The following is a 23,202-nucleotide window of genomic DNA, read 5'->3' on the forward strand; positions in this document are numbered from 1 at the left end:
CCCGCCGAACCTGAGACCGTGTCGGGTGATTCGCGAATCGACATGACCGAGGGGGCAATCGCCCCCAAACTGCTTTCGCTCTCGTGGCCGCTCGTCGCGGGGAACCTCCTCCAGACGCTGTACAACCTCGCGGACGTGTTCTGGGTGGGCCGCGTCGGCGCGGACGCCGTCGCCGCCGTCTCGCTCATGTTCCCGACGAGTTGGATGTTCGTCTCGACTGCGATGGGTATCACCGCCGCGACCATCGCCCTCGTCTCGCAGCACGTCGGCGCGGGCGACGACCGCGAGGCCGACCGCGTCGTCGGTCAGACGGTGCTTCTCACCCTCGCCGTCTCGGTCGTCCTCGCCGTCGCCGGCTTCGCGTTCAGATATCCGCTTTTGGAACTCATCGGCGCGGAGGGTGCCGTCTTCACCGAGGCGCTCGCCTACATCGAGATCATCTTCCTCTCGCTCCCGCTCACGTTCCTGTTTTTCGCGTTTCGGGCGGCGCTCCAGGGCGCGGGTGACACGAAGACCGCGATGTGGCTCATGGTCGCCTCCGCCGGCCTCAACGTCGTCCTCGACCCGATTCTCATCATCGGTTGGGGACCGATTGCGGGGATGGGAACCCGCGGCGCGGCGATTGCGACGCTCGTCGCCCGCCTGTTCGCCACGGCTGCTGGCGTCTACATCCTCCTGCGCGGTGACTGGGGCGTCAGGCTCCGACTCGCCGACCTCCGACCCGACCCGGAACGCCTCAGAAAGCTGGTCGACATCGGCTACCCGGCCACCCTCGACGGGTGGGCGCGGAGCTTTTCGGCGGTCGTGATGGCCGCGTTCGTCGCCCGGTTCGGCCCGACGCCGACCGCGGCCTACGGCATCGGCCTGCGCCTGATGTCTGTCTCGTGGTCCGTCTCGGGAGCCGTCGGACAGGCGACGGCGACGGGCGTCGGCCAGAACCTCGGCGCGCGGACGCCCGACCGGGCCGCCTCGGTCACGTGGACCGCGATGGCGGGGACGATGGGGCTGCTCTTCGCCGCCGCGGGGCTCGTCGTGGCCTTCCCGGCCGAGGCGATGCGCCTCTTTATCGACGAACAGCCGGTCATCAACGCGGGCGTGACGTTCCTCCGAATCGTCGCCCCGTCGTGGGCGTTCTTCGGCGGCGTGATGGTGATTCAGGGGGCGTTCCGCGGCGCGGGAATCACCAAGGCCGCGATGGCGCTGTCGTTCCTCTCGCGGTGGATTTTCCGCGTCCCCGTCGCGCTCGCCGTCGCGTTCGCGTGGACCGTCACGGTTCCCGGAATCGGTCCCATCTCCGGTCTCGCGTGGGGCGTCGAAGGCCTCTGGTGGGCCTACGTCGCTGGTGCGGTCGCCTCGTTCGCGGTCGCAGTCGTCTGGTTCCGACTCGGCACGTGGCGCGAGGGCGTTATCGACCGCGGGGCGACGCCGGCGGCGGGCGACGATTAATCTCGGCCATCTCCGACCCCTGCCGACTGACCTGACAGCAGAACGACTTTCCTCGCCGGGTCGGAAGGGAGCGCCATGCGACAGCCCTCCACCGAACACCTCCGCCTCGGCCTCGCGGTCCTCTTGATTTTCACGCCGCTTTGGGGGCCGGCGCTTGGGCTCACCGGGCCGACGTACACCTACGAATCCGCCGAAATCGGAGTCGAGGATAACCGACTCGTCGTGCCGGACCGCGACGCTCGCTCGGCGTTGTGGCACGGTATCGACGGCTTCGCCTGCTCGGTCGGGTCGTCGGTGACTCGCTACTGCGCGCTGGAGGCCGTGACCCTGAACGAGACGCTCGCGGTGGACCACCCGGACGTGAAATCGAGCTCGTCAGGGCACCTCGACGCCGATGAACCGTACCTCGCGTACTACGACGGCCGGGTCTTCGAGCGCGAATCGACGTGGGAGGACGGCCGGTACGTCCTCTCGACGGCGCGCGTCTCGGCCGTGGCGGCGCTGGATGGGGTCGCTCGACCTCCCGACCGATACCCGACCGCGTGGACGGCTATCGAGGATGGGTCGGCGACCGCGGACCGCGAACTCTGGTCTGCGGACGCGGGCGCGAGAGTGTTCGAAGTCGACGGCGACTACTACCTCGTCTACCGGACCGGCGTGGACCGCCCGCTTCCGTCGTCGCCGGCGGCGGAGGAGGCGTTGACGTGGTTTGCGGTCGTCCTCGGGTCGGCGATGGTGTTCGGCCGCGACGATGACGACGACTGGTCGTAGTCACACTCTCCGGGTCTGACAGGAAACGACCGCACGTCGCGGAGAAGTGAAACCGAAGACGGTCGGTTACTCGTCCAGTCGCTCGCGGAGCAACTGGTTCACGGTGCCGGGGTCGGCGCTCCCCTTGGACTTCTGCATGACCTGCCCGACGAGGAAGTTCAGCGCGCCGCCCTCGCCGTTGTGGTAGTCCTCGACGGCGTCGGGGTTCTCGTCGATGGCCTCCTGCACGAAGCCGCCAATTTCGTCGTCGTCGGCCTTGCCGAGGCCTTCTTCGTCGACGATGGTGTCGGGGTCCTTCCCCTCGTCGAGCATCTCGCGGAGGACGATTTCCTCGGCGTTCTTCGTCGTCACCTCGTCGGCGTCGACGAGTTCGACGAGTCGCGTGAACTCGTCGAGGCGGTCCGATACGTCCGTGATGTGCATGTCACGGTAGTTGAGTTCGCCGAGGAGGTTGTCGGCGACCCACGTCGCCGCGAGGTCGGCGTCGAACTCGGCGGCCACGTCCTCGAAGAAGTCCGCGACCTCCTTGGTCGAGGTGAGCTTCGAGGCGGACTCCTCGTCGATGCCGTACTCGGTGTGGAAGCGCTCGCGGCGGGCGTCGGGGAGTTCCGGAATCGGAATCTCTTCTTTCCAGTGGGCGACCTGCAGCGGCGGGAGGTCGGCCTCGCGGAAGTAGCGGTAGTCCTTTTCTTCTTCCTTCGAGCGCATCGAGACGGTGATGCCGCGGGACTCGTCCCAGTGGCGCGTCTCCTGTTCGACGGCGCGGCCGCGCTTGATGGCGTTCTTCTGGCGGGTGACCTCGTAGGCCAGCGCCTTCTCTGCGCCCTTGTGGCTGGAGATGTTCTTGACCTCGGTGCGGTTGGCCGCTTCGAGCGCCTCGTCGGAAATCGCGCCGTCGTCGTCGACCTCGTCAGCGGGGACGAGCGAGATGTTGGCGTCGATGCGGAGCGAGCCGTCGCGGGTGGCGTCGAACACGCCGAGGTATTCGAGCACCTCTTCGAGCTTCGCGAGGAACGCGCGGGTCTCCTGCGGGCTCCGGAAGTCGGGCTCGGTGACGATTTCGACCAGCGGCGTGCCGGCGCGGTTGTAGTTGACGAGCGTGTAGTCCGCCGTGTCGATGCTGCCGCCTTTGTGCTGGAGGCTGCCGGGGTCCTCTTCGAGGTGGGCGCGCGTGATGCCGATGTCGCGGCGGGTTCCCTCGACGGACACTTCCAGCGTCCCGTCGGCGCAGATGGGCGCGTCGTACTGGGTGATCTGGAAGTTCTTGGGCAGGTCGGGGTAGTAGTAGTTCTTCCGGTGGAAGCGGGTGTCCTCGGCGATGTCGGCGTTCAGCGCCTTGCCGATTTTGACCGCCGACTCCACCGCCGCCTCGTTGAGCACCGGGAGCGCGCCCGGCAGCCCGAGACAGACGGGGCACACGCGGGTGTTCGGCTCCTCGTCCTCGGCAGGCTCGGTCGAACAGCTACAGAAAATCTTCGTGGCCGTCTCGAGTTGAACGTGGACCTCCAGCCCGATGACGACCGCGAGTTCGCGCTGTTCGAGCGCTTGCGCAGTCATTGGGCGCGCTTCGACGGCGGTGGGCTAAAGACTAACGGGACCGCTCGCAGCGAACCCCGTCTGTGGGTCATCGACGCCGACACCGATCCCTGCCGCAACCGACAGACAATCACTAACGAGGTTTTATATACTAGCGTTTCATCTCCACGATTCGCAGAATTTGTTCACATATGACAAACGATACTACTGCGGATAGATGGGCACCGATTCGCACCGGCGGCCGACTCTCGGCGCACCTCCGGACGCACCTGACGGTTCTTCTCATCGTCGTCGTCGCGGAACTCATCGGCACGATAACGTTCCCGCTCGGGCCGGGGCAGGTCGTGCTCCTGCCGCTCCTGTACGCCGTCGTCCTCGGTCTCGTCCTCAGTTACAGCGTCCTCGGGTCGCTCTTCGAACCGCTCCGGCGGGTCGTCGACGAGGACGTGAGCCGCATCGCTTCGCCGCTTCTCGTCATCGCGCTGATGCCGCTCGGCGTCAAGTACGGGACGCTCGTCGCGCCGTCGTTCTACGACCTCGTGGCGGCCGGGCCGGCGTTCGTCTTACAGGAGTTCGGTAACCTCGGTACGATTCTCATCGCGCTCCCGCTCGCCCTGCTTTTGGGCCTCAAGCGCGAGTCCATCGGGGCCGCGGTCAGCATCGCCCGCGAACCGACCCTCGGCGTCATCACCGATAAGTACGGCATCGAGTCGCCCGAGGGCCGCGGCGTCCTCGGCACCTACATGACGGGGACGGTCCTCGGAACCGTCTTCTTCGGTCTGCTCGGCGGCTTCGCCCCCGCGACGGGACTCCACCCGCTCGCGCTCTCGATGGCCTGCGGCATGGGCTCCGCGAGCATGATGACCGCCTGTTCCACGTCGCTGGCGGCGGCCGTCGGCGGCGCGGGCGTCGCCGAGGACCAGATTCTGAGCTTCGCCGCGACGAGTAACCTCCTGACCGGCATCACGGGGCTCTACATGGTCATCCTCGTCGGCCTCCCGGTCATCACGCGCCTTTATGCGGTCCTCGCACCCGTACTCGGCCGCGGTGCCGCCGCAACCGACGGAGGTGAGTGAGATGTCGATGTCGACCCCGGAGTTCTCCGTCGAGTCGCTGAAGATGCTGCTCGTGGTGGCGTTCCTGACGCTGACGGCGAACCTCCTCGCCACCGGCACCGGCTTCCTCGCCGCACTCCCCGGCATGGCGCTCATCGTCCTCATCGGCCTCGTCGCCCTGCTCATGGGCCGACTGATTCCACTCGACCTGCCGGCGTTCGCCTACGCGATGATTCTCGCGTTCGCTCTGGCGCTCCCGTTTTCGCCGGTCCAAGCGCCGTTTCTGGCCGCCGTCGGGAAGGTCGACTTCCTCGCGACGACGACGCCGATTCTCGCCTACGCGGGGCTCTCTATCGGCCTCCAGACCGGGAAGATGAAGGAAGTCAGCTGGAAGCTCGTCCTCGTGGCGGTGTTCGTCTTCTTCGGGACGTTCTTCGGCTCCGCGCTCATCTCGCAGGCCGTGCTCTCCGCGCAGGGGATTATCTGATGGCGACCTCCGAAACCTCCGCGACTCCCGCGACCGACCGCCGCGCGCGCCGGAGTGAGACGCGATGACCGGCGACGACCGAACCGCGGCCCTCAAAGCCCGCGTCTGCGACGCCATCGACGACCGGGCCGACGAACTCATCGCCTTCGCGAAGGACGTGCAGGCCGAACCGGAACTCGGCTACAAGGAGGTCAAGACGACCGAGAAGGTCGTCTCTCTCTTCGAGGATCTCGACCTCGACGTGGAGACGGAACTGGCGATTACCGGCGCGCGCGCCAGAGCCGGCTCCGGCGACTTCGTCGCGGCCGTCCTCGGCGAACTCGACGCGCTCGTCAACCCGGACCATCCGATGGCGGACCCCGAGACCGGCGCGGTCCACGCCTGCGGTCACAACGCCCAGCTCGCGCACCTCGTGGGGACCGCCGTCGGCCTCGTCGGAAGCGGCGTCGTGGACGACCTCGACGGCGCGGTCGAGTTCGTCGCCGTTCCGGCCGAGGAGTACCTCGACCTCGACTACCGCCGCGACCTGCTCGAAGCGGGCGATATCGAGTTCTTCGGCGGCAAACAGGAGCTCATCCGCCGCGGCTACGTCGACGACTGGGACGCCGCCGCGATGATGCACGCCGGCAGCGACACGCCCGAGCGGACGATTACGAGCGACTTCTCGACCAACGGCTTCGTCGGCAAGTTCGTCACCTATCGCGGGACCGAAGCGCACGCCGGCGCGGCCCCTGAAGAGGGCGTCAACGCGCTCAACGCCGCGATGCTCGGGATGAACGCCGTCCACGCCCAGCGCGAGCGCTTCCGCGACGAGGACCACGTCCGCGTCCACCCCATCATCACCCGCGGCGGCGACGGCGTCAACGTCGTCCCCGCAGAGGTGACGATGGAGTCGTACGTCCGCGCGGCCTCCGTCGAGGCCGTCTCCGAGGCGAACGAGTCGGTCAACCGGGCGCTCGCGTCCGGCGCGATGGGTGTCGGCGGCGACGTGGAAATCGAGGACTACCCCGGGTACATGCCGCTTCGGACCGACGAGACGATGGTCGCGTTCTACGACGAGAACGCCCGCGACATCGTCGGCCCCGATGCGGTCACGGCGGGGACGCCGCACCTCTCGGGGTCGACGGACATGGGCGACATCACGCAACTCGTCCCCGGCATCCACCCGTGGACCGGCGGCTTCGAGGGTGCGGTCCACGCCCGCGATTTCCGCGTCGTCGACGAGGAGATGGCTTACGTCATCCCAGCGAAACTCACCGCTTGCACGCTGGTCGACCTGCTCACGAGCCCCGAGGCGATGGCTGAGGTCCGCGCCGCGAAAGCAGAAAAGCGCAGTCGCGAAGAGTATCTCGGCGCGGTCCGCTCGCTCCGGAAGACGACGACCGAGTCGTACCGGGACTGAGGGGCGGCGGCGAGCGTGCGAAGGCGGGGTCGCCCGCACACGTATCACATTTTCGGTGATTGTCTGACGCACATTTATGTCTCACGCGAGGGGCTATGTTACCCATGAGTAACCGGGTGGAGGAACTCGAATCCAAAGTCGCAGAACTGCAGGCCGCCGTGAACGGGCTCACCGAGGAACTCGTCGAGACCAAAGAACGACTTCGCCAGCTCGAAGACGCCAACGACGTGGACGTTCCCTCGCGGGCCGCGACCCGTCGCGGCGACTGGGAGACCGAAGACGAGTCCGCTGCGGAGGCCGCCGAAGCCGACGAGGCGTCGTCGGCCGACGGCGATGAGACTAAACCGGACGAGACCGACGAGACTGACGAAGGCGACGGCGAGACCCCCGACGACGACATCATCGTCGCGTAATCGGGCGCGCCGTCCGACGCGAGCGCGCCCCGTGTTCATGCGGCGCGCTCCACCTGCGGGCGTCGCCCGCGTGAACACCAACCCATGCACATCAAAGAGCTCGTCCTTGACGGTTTCAAGAGCTTCGGGCGGCCGACTCGCATCCCGTTCTACGAGGATTTCACGGTCGTTACGGGCCCGAACGGTTCCGGCAAATCGAACATCATCGACGGCGTCCTCTTCGCGCTCGGCCTCGCCCGCACCCGCGGGATTCGCGCCGAGAAGCTGACGGACCTCATCTACAACCCCGGCCACGCCGACGGCAGCGACGAGGCCGCGAAACAGCCGAAAGAGGCGAGCGTCACGGTTGTCCTCGACAACTCCGAGGGGACGCTCGACCGCTCGCAGGTCGTCAACGCCGCCGGGACCGACAAGGTCGGCGACGTCGAGGAGATAACTATCAAGCGCCGCGTCAAGGAGACGCCGGACAACTACTACTCGTACTACTACCTCAACGAGCGCTCGGTCAACCTCTCGGACATCAAGGACCTGCTCGCGCAGGCGGGCATCACCCCCGAGGGCTACAACGTCGTCATGCAGGGCGACGTGACCGAGATCATCAACATGACGCCCTACCAGCGGCGGGGCATCATCGACGAAATCGCGGGCGTCGCCGAGTTCGACGAGAAGAAAGACGCCGCCTTCGAGGAGTTGGAGGCGGTCGAGGAGCGCGTCGATGAGGCGGACCTCCGCATCGAAGAAAAGGAGACGCGTCTCGACCAGCTCGCCGACGAGCGCGAGACCGCGCTCACTTACAAGGGACTCCGCGAGGAGAAAGAGGAGTACGAGGGCTACCTGAAGGCCGCGGAACTCGAAGACAAGCGCGACGACCTCTCGCGGACCGAATCGCGCATCGAGTCCACCGAGGCCGACCTCGAAGGCTTACAGGCCGAACTCGACGAGCGACAGGGGAAAGTCACCCGTCTCGAAGAGGACCTCGAAGACCTCACCCGCGAGATAGAGCGGAAAGGCGAGGACGAACAGCTCCGCATCAAGTCGGAGATGGAGGAGATAAAAGGTGACATCTCCCGGCTGGAAAACGCCATCGAGGCCGCCGAGGAAAAGCGCGACGACGCCGAGGCCGAGCGCCGGAAGGCGTTCATCGACATCGACCGCAAGCAAGAGCAGATCGACGACCTCGAAGACGACATCCGCGAGGTCAAAGTCGAGAAGGCGTCGGTCAAAAGCGACATCCAGTCCAAGCGGGTCGAACTCTCCGAGGTGCAGGCCGAAATCGATTCGGTCGACACCGAGTTCGACGAGCTGAAGTCCGAACTCGCGGAGCGAAAGGAGACGCTCGACGACCTCAAAGACGAGAAGAACGACCGCCAGCGCGCCAAGGACCGCCTGCTGGACGACGCGCGCCGCCGCTCGAACCAGATTTCGGAGACCCGAGACGAACTCGAACGCGCCCGCGAGCGCATCCCCGAACTGAAGGCGACCGTCTCCGACCTGCACAGCGAACTCGACACCGCCGAGAAGAACAAGGCGAAGATAGACGGCGTCATCGAGGACCTGCAGGCCGAGAAGGCCGACCTGAACGACGAACTCTCGGAGGTGACGGACGAACTCCAGACCAAGCAGTCGGAGTACGCCCGTCTCGAAGCCCGCGCCGGCAAAGACGGCGACAACTCGTGGCCCCGCGCTGTCACGACCATCCTCAACGCCGGCATCTCCGGCGTCCACGGTGCGGTCGGCCAACTCGGCTCCGTCGACGGCGAGTATGCCAAGGCGTGTGAGACGGCCGCCGGCGGCCGCCTCCACGTCGTCGTCGACGACGACGGCGTGGGGTCGTCCTGTATCGACCACCTGAAGTCCCGCAACGCGGGCCGCGCGACGTTCCTGCCCATCACGAAGATGGACAACCGGAACCTCCCGCGCAAGCCGAACCGTCCCGGCGTCGTGGACTTCGCGCGCAACCTCGTCGACTACGATTCGCAGTACGAGTCGATTTTCTCCTACGTCCTCGGTTCGACGCTCGTCGTTGAGGACATGGAGACCGCCCGCGACCTGATGGGCGACTACCGCATGGTCACCCTCGACGGTGACCTCGTGGAGCGCTCCGGCGCGATGACTGGCGGCTCCGGCGGCGGCTCTCGCTACTCGTTTTCGAAGTCCGGCGAGGGCAAACTCGACCGCCTCGCGAAGGAGATTACGAAGCTCGAAGACCGCCGTCGCTCGCTCAACGAGGAGATTCGAGACATCGACGACGACCTCGACGACGCCCGCGGGCGGGCCTCCGACGCCGCCGACCGCGTCCGGACCATCGAGCGCGAAATCGAGGACGCCGAGGCGGACATCGAGGACGCCGAAGCCGAAATCGACCGGCTCGACGACCGCCTCGACGAACTCCAGTCCGAACGCGAGTCGGTGGACGAACAGATGTCCGACCTCGACGACGAAATCGCCGATCTCGACGACGAAATCGAGACGGTTGAGGCCGCCATCGAGGATATCGAGTCCGAACTCGCGGACTCCGAGATTCCGGAGCTCACCGCTCGCGCCGACGAGATTCGCGCGGACATCGACGACCTCGAAGACCGGATGTCCACGCTCGACGGCCGGCTCAACGAGATTCAGCTCGAAAAGCAGTACGCCGAAGACGCGGTCGACGACCTCCACGACACGGTCGAGGCCGCCCAGAACCGCAAGGCGGAGGCTCGAAAGTCTATCTCCGAGGCGGAGTCGAAAATCGAGGAGCGCGAGGACGACCTCGAGGCCAAGCGCGAGGCGGTCGCCGAACTCGAGGAGGAACTGGTCGACCTCAAAGAGGACCGCAAAGAGCTACAGGACGACCTCCGCGAGGCTCGGAGCGCCCGCGACGAGAAGAAAGACCGCGTGAATGCGGTCGAATCCAAGCTCGAAAGCATGCGCTCGGCCGCCGAGCGCCTCGAGTGGGAAATCGACGAACTTCAGTCGCAGGTCGGCGACTACGACCCCGACGAGATTCCCGACCACGATACGGTCGAGTCCGAAATCGATCGACTCACCGAGGAGATGGAGGCGCTCGAACCCGTCAACATGCTCGCCATCGACGAGTACGACGACGTGAAGTCCGACCTCGAAGCCCTCCAAGAGCGACGCGACGTGCTGGTCGAAGAGCGTGACGCCATCGCCGACCGCATCGACCAGTACGAGTCTCAGAAGAAGGCGACGTTCATGGAGTCGTTCGACGCCATCGCCGAGAACTTCACCGACATCTTCGAGCGCCTGTCGAACGGGACGGGCCACCTCCAGTTGGAGAACCCCGACGACCCCTTCGAGGAGGGCCTGACGATGAAGGCCCAACCGGGCGACAAACCCATCCAGCGCCTCGACGCCATGTCCGGCGGCGAGAAGTCGCTGACGGCGCTCGCGTTTATCTTCGCCATCCAGCGCCACAACCCCGCGCCGTTCTACGCGCTCGACGAGGTGGACGCCTTCCTCGACGCCGCGAACGCCGAGCGCGTCGGCCAGATGGTCGACGACCTCGCGGGCGACGCCCAGTTCGTCGTCGTCTCGCACCGCTCTGCGCTCCTCGAACGCGCCGAGCGCGCCATCGGCGTGACGATGCAGGGCGACAACGTCAGCGCCGTCACGGGAATCCAGTTCGGCGGCGACGGCGAGGCTGGAAGCGACGGCCGCGACGCGGACGGACCGGGCGGAGACGACACCGGAAGCGACGACGGCGGCGACGACGCGGACGGTGGTGACGGCGGCGACGACGCGGACGGTAGTGACGGCGGCGAGGCCGACGCGGACGTGGAAGCGGAGGTTCCGGCGGATGACTGACGACATCCCCGAACTGAACCTCTCTCGCGGGCGTGGCGAGCGCGACGCGACGACGACGATGACGACGCGGTCTTCTCGTTCGCCACCGACGACGCCGCGTCCGACTCCGAGGCGGACGCCGCCCCCGCCGAACCCGACGCGATGGATGAGGTCCTCCCGGAAGATGTCTCGGAGACCGACGACGACGAGGTCGAACCGGTCGAACTCCTCGTCCAACTCGCGAAGGAGGGCACCATCGACCCGTGGGACATCGACATCGTGGAGGTCACCGACGCCTTCCTGAACCGCCTCGACGCCATGGACCTCCGGACGACCGGCCGGGCGCTGTTCTACGCGAGCGTCCTCCTGCGAATGAAGTCCGACGAACTCCTCGCGCCGGACGAACCTGACGAGGAGGAACTCGAACCGTGGGAACTCGCCCTACAGGGCGGCGGCGACGAGAGCCACCCCGGTGACGACGAGGGCGGCCCGCCGGGCTTCGACCCTGTGGACGCGCTGGAAGACGAGATGGACCGCCGACTCGAACGCAAGCACGCCCGCGGGTCGCCGGAGACGCTGGACGAACTCGTGCGCGAACTCCGGGAGGTCGAACGCGGGTCGTGGTGGAAGCGCCGCCGCGAGTACGACACCACGGAGTCGCCGCGCGGCTTCTCCCGCGGGACGCAGACGCTCGACTACCACACGCCCGGCGAGATGCGCGGCGCGGGCGAACCCACGGAAGACGACGTGACGGGGACCGCCCACAATGAGGACATCGAGGCGGTCGTCGAAGCGGTCGGCGACGTGCTCGCCACCCACTACGAGAAGGGCCGCGACGAGGTGCTGTTCGCCGAGATACGCGACGTGGCCGACACCGTGATGACGACCTACCTCGCGCTCCTGTTTCTGTCCCACCGGAGCACGGTCTACCTCAAACAGGACGACCTGTTCGGCGACCTCTGGATTCGGAACCCCGAGGTGTTCGACGCCGACCCCGGTGCGGGGTCGGAAGTGGACGCGGACGGTGAGGATGCCGACAGAGCGGACGCCGAGGCGGAGACGGTCGACCGCGGTTCCCACGCCGCCGCTGACGACGCTAACGACACTGACGACGGCGACGACCCCGAACTCGAAGCCGAGGCAATCGCGGACGACTAGCTATTTTATCGGCCCCGTCGTCAGTCTCGGACGTGCCCCATCCGACCCTGCTCTCCAGCACGCTTCGACGACTGACGGTTGCGGTCTCGCTCGTCACGTCGACGCTGTTCGCGGCGCTCGCGGCGGCGATTCTGTTTCCCCAGTCGGCTATCTGGACGTGGGCGCTCCTGTTTTTCCTCCCCATCTTCTGGTTGCACTGCTACTTCCCCGGCTACGTCTCGTACAGTCCGACCTCGTTCGGTCGCGTCCGCGAGGTGGTCACGTCGCCGCGGGCGGTCCGGGAGTGCGTCGTCTGCGGCGAGGCAGACGACCGGGGCGTCGGCCGGGAGTTCAGCACGCAACTCGTCGTCGCGGGCATCCCGCTCGCGACGACTGACCGCGGGGAAAACGAGTACTGCGCGCGCTGTCACGCGGTCGAGTTCTCGCCGGACGATGAAGCGGCGCGTGGCGAACGCGAGGTCGTGAAGTCGGAGGACGATTCGGAAGAATCCGCAGAACTGAACGGCTGAGGCCGGCTCAGTCGACGTACTGGTCGATGAGCGGCGCGAGCTTTTCTTTCGTCTCGGCGGGGATTGCCTCGTCGGGCGTGTTGATGGTTCCTTCGAGCGCGGTGTGGCTGTCGGTCTCGTGGTCGTCGGGAATCTTGCGGATGGCGGCCTCGACGGTCTCTTTGATTGCCTCCTCGTTGGCCGCGGCGTTCTTCAGCACCTCGTCGAGCGTGACTTCGCTGTCTTCCTTCCACACGTCGTAGTCGGTGACGCCGGTGATGGTCGCGTAGGCCATCTCGGCCTCGCGGGCGAGTTTGGCCTCGGGGATGGTCGTCATGCCGATGACGTCCCAGCCCTGCGCGCGGTAGTGTTCGCTTTCGGCCTTCGTGGAGTACGACGGCCCCTCGATGCAGACGTAGGTGCCGCCTTCTTGGACCGTCGCGTCGGTCGCCTCCGCGGCGGCCTCGGCGAGGATGGAGACGAGTTCCTCGTCGTACGGCATCGCGAACGGCTGGTGGACGACGATGCCCTCGTCGAAGAACGTCAGCGGGCGGTGTTTCGTGCGGTCGTAAATCTGGTCGGGGACGACGAGCGTCTGGGGCGGCAGGTCCTCCTTGAGGCTGCCGACGGCGTTGCTGGCGAGGACGTGGGTGACGCCCAGTTTCTTGAGCGCGAAGATGTTCGCGCGGTAGGGGAGCGTCGTCGGCGAGTGCTGGTGGTCCGGACCGTGTCGCGGGAGGAAGACGACCTCGCGGCCGGTGTCGCCGAACTCGCCGACGATGGGCGTCGTCGAGGGCTCGCCGAACGGCGTCTCGACGGGTTCCTCGCGGGTGTTCTCCAGCGGGAGCGCCTCGTAGATACCGCTGCCACCGATGAATCCGATTTTCATACTCGGAGGTGGGGGAGGGCGCACAAAATCGTGGCGAAACGGGGCCTACACCACGAAGCCGTGGTTCAAGAGGTAGATGAGCACCGAGAGCGCGGGCACGCTGAGGAGCGTCGTCGCGAAGACGGCCGCGGAGACGAACTCGGCGAGCGAGGTAGCAGAGCCGGTTCCGGTGGCGTCGCCGAACTCCGCGACGAGGATGAGCGGCGTGACCGCGGCGGGCATCGCGGATTCGAGGACGAACGTCCGCGCGACCGTCGGGTCGCCGAACCCGGCGACGAGCGCGACGCCGACCGCGACTGCGGGCGCGACGACGATCTTGAGCGCGGCGACGACGCCGACCTCCGAGAGCGTGGAGCCGAGGTCGGCACCCGCGAGCTGGATGCCGAGGATGAGGAGCATCATCGGAATCGACGAGTCGCCGACGAGCCTGAGCGTCTCCATCGCGGGGACGCCTGTCGGCGGGACAACGCCGAGCCACCGAGCGGCGAGTGCGGCGACAACCGCGTAGACGAGCGGGATACGGACGATGCGTTCGAGGCCGACGCGCCACCCCGGCGCGCCGTCGTCGCGGTCGGTCCCTCGCCCGGCGATGTACACGCCTAACGTATAGATGAGGACGCTCTGGACGGCGAGGTAGACGACGGCCGTCGAGCGGCCGGTGTCGCCGAAGGCGAACGAACTGACGGGGATGCCGTAGTTTCCGGAGTTCGGAAAGGCGGCGACGAGGACGAGCGCGCCGAGGAGTGGTTCGGAGACGCCGACGAGTCGGGCGACGCCGCCCGCGACGAGGAGCATAGCGACGTGGTAGGCGACGACGCCGGCGGTAATGGTCGCCAGCGTCTCGCCGGCGAGTTCGGTCGTCGCGAGGCTGTAGAACACGAGGACCGGCGCGAGGACGTACACCGTGACCGTGTTGAGCGGCTCGGGGTCAACGTCGCGGACGCGACCGAGGGCGAAGCCGACCGCACCGATAGCGAGAATCGGCAGAAGCGCGGTGACGAAGATAGAAAACAGCGACATGCGAATTCCGAGGTCCGTCACGCAAACGAACGTTTCGCTTCGCGCGAACCCGGGCGGTGGTCGGCTGTGAGCCGTCGGGACGTCGAAGCCGGCGGTTGAAACGGTCGGATACGTGTCCCTGTTGAAATTCTCGGCTGGTGATAGTTTGTCGAGACTGTGCTGCACGCGTGGCGCGAGCCGTGCGTCCTGAGTTCGTGCGACCTGTCTAAAATCGACGTGCACAGCCCCTAACTCTTACTCTTGCCGAAACGAGTCGTCGGGGCTCGACCCCGCTAACCGTCCGGAATAGATGACCGTACGAAATATCACAGATATAGTATATATCCTCAGGAGCCGTCGGTATGTTGAGGTTTATAATGTCTACAAAACGCGTAGCAGCCGAAGACGACGTCCGAGCCGCATCCGACCAGTTCTACGGCGCACTAGAAGCGATGGCGAACGGGAACGCCGACTCCATGGCGGACATCTGGTCACACGAGGACGACGTGACGTCCATGCACCCAATCGGTGGGCGGGAAGCGGGATGGGAGGCCGTCTCCGAGTCCTTCGCCGGCGTCGCATCGGCGAGTTCGGATGGTACGGTCACCCGATCTGACCAGGCCATTCGCGTCATCGGCGACGCTGCGTACGAACTCTGTACTGAGTCGGTGTCGTGGACGTTTGCGGGTGAACCGATGTCTCTGGAGGGTCGGACGACCAACGTCTACCGGAAGGAGAGAGGCGAGTGGAAAATCGTCCATCACCACGCCGACCTCCACGCCGAGTTCGCCGAGAAAGTGGCGAACATGGGTGCCTGAGCGACCGACCGCCGGCGTCGTCCGATTCGATGGCCGTTTCCGTTTCACTCGACTCATCGGTCCTGTCTTCACCCGTGAGCCGTGACGGGTTTTCTCCGAGAGGTAGCAACCGTACTGACAACATCCGCTGTCTGAGTCACCACTCGCCCTGTCAAGCTTAAGAGGGTTCAACAGCGCTGGAGCAGTCGAACGAAGCCGGGGCGAGACGACCGACCCCGCGCTCAGGCCCCGACGCCGTCGTTTTCGAGGAGTCGCCACGCGCCGTCGCCGGTGGACTCGACGTAGCCGCGGCGCTCCATCTCGGACATGACTTCCGGCATCCGGTCGGGTTGGGCGATCTCCATCTCGATGCGGTCCACGTCGTGGAACTCCGCGAGGTAGTGGCGGATGTCTTCGAGTTCGAAGGTGTCGTCGTCGGCTTTCGCCATGACGCCCGAGGTGAGGTCTATCATGTCCTCAATGAAGTTCCACGGGTAGACGACCCACGCCCACTCTTCGAGGCGCTCGCCGACGTAGTCGGGTTCGAACTCGCTGGTCTGGAGGAGTTGGAGCGTCGCAGTCCGGACCTCGCCCGCGTTGCGCTCGTTGACGTACTCGTGTGCGCGCTTGATGGAGCCGCCGGTGTCGGCGATGTCGTCGATGATGAGCACGTCCTTGCCCTCGACGCTGCCTTCCGGCATCGGGTAGCGGACCTCCGGCTCGTTCGATTTCTGGGCCGTCCCGACGTAGTGTTCCATCTTCAGGCTCGTCAGGTCGTCCAGCCCGAGGAAGTCACAGATACACCGGCCCGCGAACCAGCCGCCGCGGGCCAACGCGACGATGACGTCGGGTTCGAACTCGGATGTCTTGACCTCATCCGAAACGTCGCGGCAGAGGCCGTAGATGTACTCCCAGTTCGTGATAGTACAGTTAAACTCGTCGGGGAGGTCGCCCATATCTTCCGTTCACCGTGCGTACTGCCGCGCCTGACGCCCTTTAATCTGTACGACTCGCCCTGCCCGTGTGTCGGCGTGTCAAAACCGCTCGAACCGACGTTATGCGACGACTAACGGGAAAACCCGTCGTTCAGGCGGACACTAACGCATGTTAACAAGGGGCATAGTTATGTCGAGTGCCGGAGTATGCGGATTTGTAGGTGAAACAGAATGCACACGTGTGGTAACTGTGGTGAGTTCGTCTCCCGAGACTTCGTCCGCGTCTTCGGCAACGACATGGACGAGGTCGTCGGGTGTCCAGGCTGTATGAACATGCGCGAAGTGATGCAGGGCGACGGCGCAGCTCAAACGAGCGGCCGCGTCCGGTGGACCCGCGCGTGAATCGGCCGACGCCGACCGACTCGCGCCCGTATCGCTCTCGCACCTTCCTTCTCTCCAACTTCTCACGTAACCCGGCCGCCGACCCGCTGGTTTGATACATCGCCGTGTAGTGCGCCTTTCCATGGATAGCCGACGCGCCCTCCTCGTGGACGCTTTCACGACCGAACCGCTGTCCGGTAACGCTGCCGGGGTCGTCCCCGACGCCGACGGCCTCGACGCGGAACAGATGCGCGCCGTCGCCGCCGAACTCGGCGCGAGCGAGACGGCGTTCGTCTGCTCGTCGGCCGCCGCGGACCGCCGTATCCGCTATTTCACGCCGAAGCAGGAAGTCGACCTCTGCGGACACGCGACTATCGCGGCCCACGCACACCTCGCGGCCGAGCGCGAACTCGAACCGGGCACGCACACGCTGGAGACGAACGTCGGCACCCTCGACATCGAACTCGGCGACCTCGGCGAGGTGTGGATGACGCAGGACGCGCCGACGGTGCGCCCGCTCGAAATCGACTACGACCGCCTCGCGGCGGCCCTCGGCGTCGACGATGCTGCCCTCCGCGACGTGGGCGCGGACCTCCCCGTCGCGGTCGCCTCCACGGGGCTTCCCTTCCTCGTCGTCCCGGTCAACTTCCTCGAACATCTCTCGGGTGCCGACCCGGACGACGCCGCCATCGCCGACCTCGCCGCCGAACACGACGCCGCGGGCGTCTACGCCTTCACCTTCGACGCCATCGACGGCGATTCAACGCTCCATGCGCGGTGTTTCGCGCCCGGTATCGGCATCTCCGAGGACCCCGCGACCGGCACCGCCGCGGGTGCGTGCGGCGCGTACCTCCGGCAGGTCGGCGCGTTCGACTCCATGCCGGACGAACTCCGCTTCGAACAGGGTCACTTCGTAGACCGGCCGGGAACCGTCCGCGTGCGAGTCGGCGCGGAGATACGCGTCGGCGGCCGCGCGGTGCAGTCGCTCGACGGCGAAATCGTCGTCCCGGAGTTCGCAGACGACGACATCATCGAAGCCTGAACACCCGGTCTGAAAACGAGTCGGTCCGCGACGGCCGGAGCGGCCTCAGCCGATGTACCGGAGGTCGTCGTCGCTGGCGATGGTTCCCTGCTGTTGCTGTTGCATCTCCTGAATCTTCGCGGCGACCTCCTTCATCTCCTCGGCGCGCTCTTCGAGCGACTCGAAGTCGACGCTGAACTCGAGGAGGTCCTGCAGGACCTCGATGACGACCTGCGCGCTCTGGGGGTCCACGAGATAGCCGCTCGTCTCGCCCATCAGGCACGTCGCGTCGAGGCCGCGGCGAGCGCCGAGGCCAAGAAGCAGTCCGGAGACGCCGACGACGCCGCCGGCGGGTTCGTCTTCGCGGAACTCGACGCCCGCTTCTTCGAGTTCGTCGAGGCGCGATTCGTCGGCGACAGCCCCGAGGACCGACGGCTCGTCGACGAGTTCGCCGGTCGGGACGCCGCCCAGCGCGAACAGTCGCTCGACGCCGAACTCCTCGGCCACGTCGAGGAAGGCGTCGGTGAGGTGGTAGTGACCCTCGTTGGACTGCGCTTGGTGGTCGCCCGTGAGGAGGAGCAGGTCCGGGCCCTCACCGGGCGTCTCGACGGCGTGAATCGCGGCGTGGGTCAGCTCGGCGACGCCCTCGTCGATGCTCACCTGCGGCGGGAACACGTCGGCGTAGACGCGGCGGACCAGCGTGGCCTCCTCGAACTCCTCCAGCAGGTGCTCGACGGCGAGTTTGCCGACGTTCCCGACGCCCGGCAGCCCCTCGATGAGGACCGGGTCGGTGAGGTCGACCTCCTCGACAGCCTCGATTTCGATGTCGTCCATGCACGTAGTGGCGGCCGCACCGGTTAAGAGAGCGTCGGTAGCCGAAGACGCAGCTACTCCGACTCCTCGGCGAGGCGGCGCTTCCGCGCGCGGCGGTACTCGCCGTAGGGGTCTTCGGGGTTGTACGGGGCGGGCGCGCTGTTCTCGGTTGGTGCGCCGCACTCCGGACAGGTCTCAGAAAGTGAGTACACCGGGCGGTCGTGGCGGTCGCGCCACGCGCTGCACACCCGGATGTCAGATTTCATGCGATTATTCTTCGTCGCCGCTGCGTTCGCGGTGGTACTCCGCGGTTCCGCCCGCGGCCTCGATGACCTCGCGGGCCCGAGCGACGCTCGATTCGAGCTCCGTCTCGGCGGTCTTGTAGTCGGGCGCTTTGACCTTCACGCGGTACTCGGGCGCGCCGACGTACGTGACTGACAGTTCGATTTCGTCGCCGATTTCGTCGTCGCCTTCGGCGGCCTTCAGGGCCTCCTTTACGTCGTCGACGCCGTCGCCCGCGGGCGAGCGCAGGTCGACGTAGCCGGTGACGTTGACGTAGGGAACCGACACGTTCTGACGCGCGGTGTCGACGATGGCATCGATCTCGTCGTCGTCGAGTTCGACGTCTTCGAGCGCTTCGAGACCGTGAATCGCGGCCTGCTCGAAGCCGTCATAGAGCGATTCGAACTCGGCGAGCAGGGCATTAGCGATGGACTGGTAGCGGTCGTCGGCGATGTCCTCGCCGAACGCCAGCGCCATCCACTTGTCGGCCTTCTGCTCGTTTTTCCACTCCTGAATCTTCTCTTTGCGCTGGTGCTCGTTGACGTCCTTTATCGAGAGGTCGATCTGCTGGGAACTCTCGTTGACCTCGAGCACTTTAGCGACGACTGTCTGTCCCTCGCGGACGTGGTCGCGAACGTTCTTGATCCATCCGCTGGCGACCTCGCTGATGTGGCAGAGGCCGCGTTTGTCTTCGTACTCTTCGAGGTCGACGAAGACGCCGAAGTCCGCGATGTCGTCTACCTTTCCGACGACGAGTTCGCCGGGGTCAGGCCATCCGCTGTACTTCATACGAGGTCCTCCAGGGAGTTACGCCTCAAGTTCGTCGCTGTCGCGACGCTCGACCGTCTCGACGACCTCGCCGTGGAATTCGGCGTTGCCGCCGGTCGGCGTGGCGAGGGTCGTCCCGCAGACGGCGCAGTTGACGACCGAGGAGGCCTTTCCGAAGACGACCTGTTCGTTCTCGCAGTCGCTGCACGCGACCTTGTAGAAGTTTCCTGCCATGATTTACTCCTGGAACTCCAGGCGACCGGCGCGCCAGCCCTCGCGCATGTGGGCCTTGCCACAGTCGGAGCAGATGTACTTCAGGTGGGTCTTCTTCGTCGGCTTGTCGCCACCGGGCACCTTGGAGAACTTACCGGCGTTACCGATGGTGGCCTTGCCGCGTCGCGTCTGACGGGCGTTCCACTTCATGCCGGTCGGGCGTCCCTTCCGGACCTTCTCCACTTCGTGTTCGTGGTGACCCTTGCAGTTCGGGCAGTACGTGTTGAAACGGCGTGGCATCTGCATAGATATCGACCTTGTGCTGGGTTTTGGTGTGGCCCGTTAAAACCCGTTTGGTTCGACGCGGCCCCTGAACTCGCCGCAACCGGGCGTTCGCCGTGTCACGTGTGGGCAGCCCACGGTGACTGCACCGTCCGCGGTTCCCCCGCCGCACACCGCACGCCCGAAGCCGAAGCGATTAAGCGGTGACTGTGCCAATCCCGGCACATGAAGAAGCTCATCATCCACGGCGACCCCGGCGTCCGCCGCGACGGCGTCATCGAGTACGACGGCGAGGAGTACATCCTGTTTTCCGTCGACCGACAGGGCGACTGGCACGGCCCCGACCGCGTCCAGCTGTGGTGTACCGTCGGCACCGAAGACGAGCGCGAGGCGTTCGAAAAGCGCGAGTTCGTCCCGCACTGGCTCGACACCGAGGGCGTCGACGCCGAGGCCGTCGAGGTCGTTCGCGAGCGCGGCGCGGCCTAAGGTAGTCTCGCTTCTTCTACCTCGTAGACCACGACCGACCCCGACTGGTGGACCGGCGTCAGCCACGCCACGTCCGTCTCTATCTCCCCGTAGCGGGCGCGCTCGCCCGGGCCGACCCACACGTAGTGCACGTCGTACTGCTCGATGAGCCGCGCCCGCGTCGACTCGTTGCCGACGTACATCGCGTCCACATCGCGCACGCGATCGTAGTAGGCGTCGGGGCCGCGGTAGCCGACCTCGTGTGCCCAGCCGGCGACCGTCGGCACCCCGGTCAGACTGGATTCAGGGTTCCCGCGCCAGCCGTACATGACGGTCTCGCGCTCGTCGCTCACGGTCGCGGACCACGTCGTCCCCGGCGCGGTGAGCATCGTCGGGTTACCCTCGACGTTCTCGTCGAGCCACGTGATGGCCGTCGACTCGTTTCCGTGCCACCACTCCGCGAAGGCCGTCGCGTCCAGCGTCTCCTCTTGTCGGGGCGAGTTCGCGTGGTCGGCGACGGCCAGTCCGCCGTACACCGAGGTGGAGGCGACGAGGAGGACGACGAAGGCGACGCCGACGGCGCTGACCGCGCCCCCGCGGACGCTGAGGTCGACGCTCGGAAGCGACACGTCGCTCGCGGCGACCGCGTCGCCGACGAAGCCGGCCAACACAGCCCCCATCGCGCTCCCCCAGAGCACCCAGACCTGCATGTACGTCTTGAACACCGTGTTCATCCGACCGGGACCGGCCTGCTCGTTTACGTAGATGAGTTCGACGAGCGTCACGAGGCCCGCGCCGGCGACGACGAGCACCGTCTCGAACCGCGGGTCGTCGGCGAACCGGAGGAGTACCCAGCCGACGGCGACGAGGGGCGCGACGAGCGCGAGCGCGGCGAACGAGTGGACGGCTGCGACGACGGTCAGCACCGCGAAGCTCCCGAGAAGTGCAGCCCACTCGCGGCCGCCGAGGCCGTTCTGCCCCCCGAGGCGACGGACGTAGTAGCCCGCGAACGCCGCGAGGAACGCCCCGTGGACGAGCGCCAGCGCGCCGAACCCGCTTCGCTGGTCGGGCGTGAGAATCTCGACCGTCCGAGCGCTCCCCCCGCCCGCGACCGCGCCGAGGAGGAACGGACTCGCGAGGACGGCGGCGACGACGCCGGCGAGCCCGACGGCCGCAACTGTGCCACCGAGACGAGCGAGTTCGCCGGCGATTGGGTTGTCGCCGACGGCCGAGCGAACGCGCTCTCGGCCCGGGAACAACGTCCACGGGCGCGCGGGTGCGAAGACCATCCCGAGGAACAGCACGCCGAACACCGACGGGAAACTCCACGTGTCGATGACGACTTGGAGCGCGCCGACGAGCGTCGTCGCGGCGACGAGGAGGCGGCGCTCCCCGACCGCGTCCTCCGGCGTCCGGAAGTACGCGAAGGCGAGGCCGGCCGCGAGGAGCAGAAACGGCGTGCCCATCATGTGGGCGTGGAGGTCGCCGTTGAGCCACGCGAAAAGCGGGAACTCGTTGATGGTACCCGGAATCACGCGGCTCGCGCTCCAGTACGAGAAGTTCGAGGCCCCGGCAAGCACCTGCTCGACGGTGTATTGCGACCGCTCGGCGACGGCCTGCGCGACGGGTCGGCGCACCCCCTCGGGGAGCGCGGCGAGGGCGAACCGGCCCGCGGTGACGAGGTTGCTGGCGAAGCCGACGAAGAACGCCGAGAGCAAGCCGCCGATTCGACCGTTCGCCCCCGAGGCGGCCGCGACCCCCCGCCCGAGTTCGAACGCCGCGGTGACGAGGACCCCGAAGAAGCCGGCGAGCGCGAGGTTGTAGGCGAACGACGGGTCGGTGGCGGTGAGCCGCGCGAGGAGAATCGACACGAGGTGGCCGCCGTAGTAGTAGCGGACCGGTTCGCCGGCGAACCACATGTCCTCCGGCGGGAGGACCGACGCGCGGGCGAGCGACTGGAGAAGGCCGAAGTCGAGGAACTTCTCGCCGCCGCCGGCGTGGACCGACGGGTCGAGCGCCCGGAGCGAGACCGCGAACAGGAAGGCGACGAGGAACACCGCGGCCGCGTCGGCGACGGCGCGCCGGTCGATGTCGAGGTCGGACGCGAGTCGGAGGTCGCCGCGGCGGAGCTCGCCGAGGTCGAGGCCCGCGACCGCGGACGTGACGAGGAGCGTCCCGACGCCGGCGATGAGGGCGACGGGACCGAACGAGAGGTGGCCGACGTAGTAGGCGGGGAGGGTCAAGACGACGAGCGAGACGGGGAGGGCGAGTCCGGCACCGCGACCGGGAAGGCGTCGGAACAGGCGGGTCGCGAGGGGAAGGCCGACCGCCCAGAGGGTCGCGAACAGCAGCAACCACCGGACAACGAGGGCGTACTCCATCTGTCCGATGACTGCGCCGCGGGTGCAATACGTTTTGTGATGGCCGGTGCGAAACAGAGCGGTTCGCTTTTTACCCCGTTGAGTGAATGGTCGTGCATGTTGCAGTCTGTCGGGGTGGTGGTCCCCGCCTATCGACCCGACCCAGAGCGTCTGGTCCCCTACGTCCACGCTCTCGTCGAGGAACTGGACCCCGAGGTGGTCCGGGTCGAACTCGACGCACCGCGGCCCGAGACGCTCGACGCCCTCGACGCTCTCCCCGCAGTCGCTCACGTGAACCCGGTCGACGCCCGCCGCGGCAAGGGCGCGGCCATCACCGCCGGGTTCGAGTCGCTCCGCACGGACATCCTCGCGTTCGCCGACGCCGACGGGAGCACCCCGGCCGCGTCGATGGCCGACGTCGTCGCCGCCGTCCGCGACGGCTCCGACCTCGC

23 protein-coding genes and 1 pseudogene are annotated in these 23,202 nt (G+C 66.8%); 14 read left to right on the plus strand and 10 right to left on the minus strand.

Annotation, left to right across the window (positions count from 1 at the left end; translation table 11 throughout):
• Positions 1-18: 18 nt before the first annotated feature.
• Together NKF06_RS07495 and NKF06_RS07500 are read left to right on the plus strand one after the other, a co-directional pair.
• Positions 19-1,446 carry an MATE family efflux transporter gene (locus tag NKF06_RS07495; protein WP_309142118.1) on the plus strand — a complete coding sequence of 476 codons (1,428 nt, stop codon included), beginning with the start codon at positions 19-21 and terminating at the stop codon, positions 1,444-1,446.
• A 75-nt stretch (positions 1,447-1,521) separates the two neighbouring features.
• Entirely contained in the window at positions 1,522-2,217 is a 696-nt protein-coding gene (locus NKF06_RS07500; RefSeq protein ID WP_253245009.1) for a hypothetical protein, read from the plus strand.
• 66 nt (positions 2,218-2,283) lie between these two features.
• Here NKF06_RS07500 and gatB read toward each other — a convergent pair whose 3' ends face one another.
• Complete coding sequence (gene gatB, locus NKF06_RS07505; RefSeq protein WP_253245010.1) at positions 2,284-3,774, minus strand: Asp-tRNA(Asn)/Glu-tRNA(Gln) amidotransferase subunit GatB; 1,491 nt, start codon at positions 3,772-3,774, stop codon at positions 2,284-2,286.
• Between the two features lie 170 nt (positions 3,775-3,944).
• Here gatB and NKF06_RS07510 point away from each other — a divergent pair, with 170 nt between their 5' ends.
• The 7 genes and pseudogenes from NKF06_RS07510 (at position 3,945) to NKF06_RS07540 (ending at position 12,566) form a co-directional block, all read left to right on the plus strand.
• Positions 3,945-4,829, plus strand: a complete 885-nt coding sequence (locus NKF06_RS07510) for a DUF3100 domain-containing protein (RefSeq protein WP_058827248.1) — start codon at positions 3,945-3,947, stop codon at positions 4,827-4,829.
• Position 4,830: 1 nt separating this feature from the next.
• A complete protein-coding gene (locus NKF06_RS07515; protein WP_058827273.1) occupies positions 4,831-5,295 on the plus strand; it encodes a hypothetical protein in 465 nt (154 codons plus the stop codon).
• Positions 5,296-5,359: 64 nt separating this feature from the next.
• On the plus strand, positions 5,360-6,697 hold the full coding sequence (locus tag NKF06_RS07520) for an amidohydrolase (protein ID WP_253245011.1): 1,338 nt from the start codon (positions 5,360-5,362) through the stop codon (positions 6,695-6,697).
• A gap of 104 nt (positions 6,698-6,801) precedes the next feature.
• Positions 6,802-7,110, plus strand: coding sequence for a hypothetical protein (locus tag NKF06_RS07525; RefSeq protein ID WP_058827246.1), 309 nt, complete (start codon positions 6,802-6,804; stop codon positions 7,108-7,110).
• 84 nt (positions 7,111-7,194) lie between these two features.
• A complete protein-coding gene (gene smc, locus NKF06_RS07530; RefSeq protein ID WP_253245012.1) occupies positions 7,195-10,920 on the plus strand; it encodes a chromosome segregation protein SMC in 3,726 nt (1,241 codons plus the stop codon).
• Positions 10,913-12,057 (plus strand): annotated as a pseudogene (locus tag NKF06_RS07535) (ScpA family protein). Before smc ends, NKF06_RS07535 begins: the two are co-directional and overlap by 8 nt.
• A 32-nt stretch (positions 12,058-12,089) precedes the next feature.
• Positions 12,090-12,566 carry a hypothetical protein gene (locus NKF06_RS07540; RefSeq protein WP_253245013.1) on the plus strand — a complete coding sequence of 159 codons (477 nt, stop codon included), beginning with the start codon at positions 12,090-12,092 and terminating at the stop codon, positions 12,564-12,566.
• 7 nt (positions 12,567-12,573) lie between these two features.
• Here the strand turns inward: NKF06_RS07540 and mtnP are convergent, their stop codons facing one another.
• Together mtnP and NKF06_RS07550 are read right to left on the minus strand one after the other, a co-directional pair.
• Entirely contained in the window at positions 12,574-13,434 is an 861-nt protein-coding gene (gene mtnP / locus NKF06_RS07545) for an S-methyl-5'-thioadenosine phosphorylase (protein WP_253245014.1), read from the minus strand.
• A gap of 45 nt (positions 13,435-13,479) precedes the next feature.
• A complete protein-coding gene (locus NKF06_RS07550; protein WP_253245015.1) occupies positions 13,480-14,475 on the minus strand; it encodes an AEC family transporter in 996 nt (331 codons plus the stop codon).
• Between the two features lie 335 nt (positions 14,476-14,810).
• On the opposite strand from NKF06_RS07550, the gene NKF06_RS07555 reads away from it, so the two are divergent.
• A complete protein-coding gene (locus tag NKF06_RS07555) occupies positions 14,811-15,251 on the plus strand; it encodes a nuclear transport factor 2 family protein (protein WP_253245016.1) in 441 nt (146 codons plus the stop codon).
• Between the two features lie 221 nt (positions 15,252-15,472).
• On the opposite strand, the gene NKF06_RS07560 is transcribed toward NKF06_RS07555, so the two are convergent.
• On the minus strand, positions 15,473-16,186 hold the full coding sequence (locus tag NKF06_RS07560) for a phosphoribosyltransferase (protein WP_004044241.1): 714 nt from the start codon (positions 16,184-16,186) through the stop codon (positions 15,473-15,475).
• A gap of 210 nt (positions 16,187-16,396) precedes the next feature.
• Between NKF06_RS07560 and NKF06_RS07565 the strand changes: the two genes are divergently transcribed.
• Entirely contained in the window at positions 16,397-16,567 is a 171-nt protein-coding gene (locus NKF06_RS07565) for a hypothetical protein (protein WP_004970126.1), read from the plus strand.
• 121 nt (positions 16,568-16,688) lie between these two features.
• Entirely contained in the window at positions 16,689-17,588 is a 900-nt protein-coding gene (locus tag NKF06_RS07570) for a PhzF family phenazine biosynthesis protein (protein ID WP_058827241.1), read from the plus strand.
• A 45-nt stretch (positions 17,589-17,633) separates the two neighbouring features.
• Here the strand turns inward: NKF06_RS07570 and NKF06_RS07575 are convergent, their stop codons facing one another.
• Genes NKF06_RS07575 through NKF06_RS07595 form a run of 5 tightly spaced genes read right to left on the minus strand, consistent with a single transcriptional unit; the run spans position 17,634 to position 19,949 of the window.
• Positions 17,634-18,401, minus strand: a complete 768-nt coding sequence (locus NKF06_RS07575) for a proteasome assembly chaperone family protein (RefSeq protein ID WP_058827240.1) — start codon at positions 18,399-18,401, stop codon at positions 17,634-17,636.
• 53 nt (positions 18,402-18,454) lie between these two features.
• Positions 18,455-18,646 (minus strand): RNA-protein complex protein Nop10, encoded by a 192-nt coding sequence (locus NKF06_RS07580; protein WP_058568455.1) that lies wholly within the window; start codon positions 18,644-18,646, stop codon positions 18,455-18,457.
• Between the two features lie 4 nt (positions 18,647-18,650).
• Positions 18,651-19,451 carry a translation initiation factor IF-2 subunit alpha gene (locus NKF06_RS07585; RefSeq protein WP_253245017.1) on the minus strand — a complete coding sequence of 267 codons (801 nt, stop codon included), beginning with the start codon at positions 19,449-19,451 and terminating at the stop codon, positions 18,651-18,653.
• An 18-nt stretch (positions 19,452-19,469) separates the two neighbouring features.
• Positions 19,470-19,664 carry a 30S ribosomal protein S27e gene (locus NKF06_RS07590; protein WP_004044235.1) on the minus strand — a complete coding sequence of 65 codons (195 nt, stop codon included), beginning with the start codon at positions 19,662-19,664 and terminating at the stop codon, positions 19,470-19,472.
• Between the two features lie 3 nt (positions 19,665-19,667).
• The gene (locus NKF06_RS07595; protein ID WP_004972860.1) at positions 19,668-19,949 is read right to left on the minus strand and encodes a 50S ribosomal protein L44e; all 282 of its coding nucleotides are present in this window, start codon (positions 19,947-19,949) and stop codon (positions 19,668-19,670) included.
• A gap of 201 nt (positions 19,950-20,150) precedes the next feature.
• Between NKF06_RS07595 and NKF06_RS07600 the strand changes: the two genes are divergently transcribed.
• The gene (locus NKF06_RS07600) at positions 20,151-20,411 is read left to right on the plus strand and encodes an HAH_0734 family protein (RefSeq protein WP_058827237.1); all 261 of its coding nucleotides are present in this window, start codon (positions 20,151-20,153) and stop codon (positions 20,409-20,411) included.
• Here NKF06_RS07600 and NKF06_RS07605 read toward each other — a convergent pair.
• Positions 20,408-22,771: a DUF2298 domain-containing protein gene (locus NKF06_RS07605; RefSeq protein ID WP_253245018.1), complete on the minus strand. Its 2,364-nt coding sequence runs from the start codon at positions 22,769-22,771 to the stop codon at positions 20,408-20,410. The two genes, NKF06_RS07600 and NKF06_RS07605, sit on opposite strands and share 4 nt — an antisense overlap.
• A gap of 96 nt (positions 22,772-22,867) precedes the next feature.
• Here NKF06_RS07605 and NKF06_RS07610 point away from each other — a divergent pair.
• The coding region (locus NKF06_RS07610) for a glycosyltransferase (RefSeq protein ID WP_253245019.1) at positions 22,868-23,202 on the plus strand (335 nt) is incomplete at its 3' end.

Source organism: Haloferax sp. AB510, from assembly GCF_024136985.1.
GTDB lineage: Archaea > Halobacteriota > Halobacteria > Halobacteriales > Haloferacaceae > Haloferax.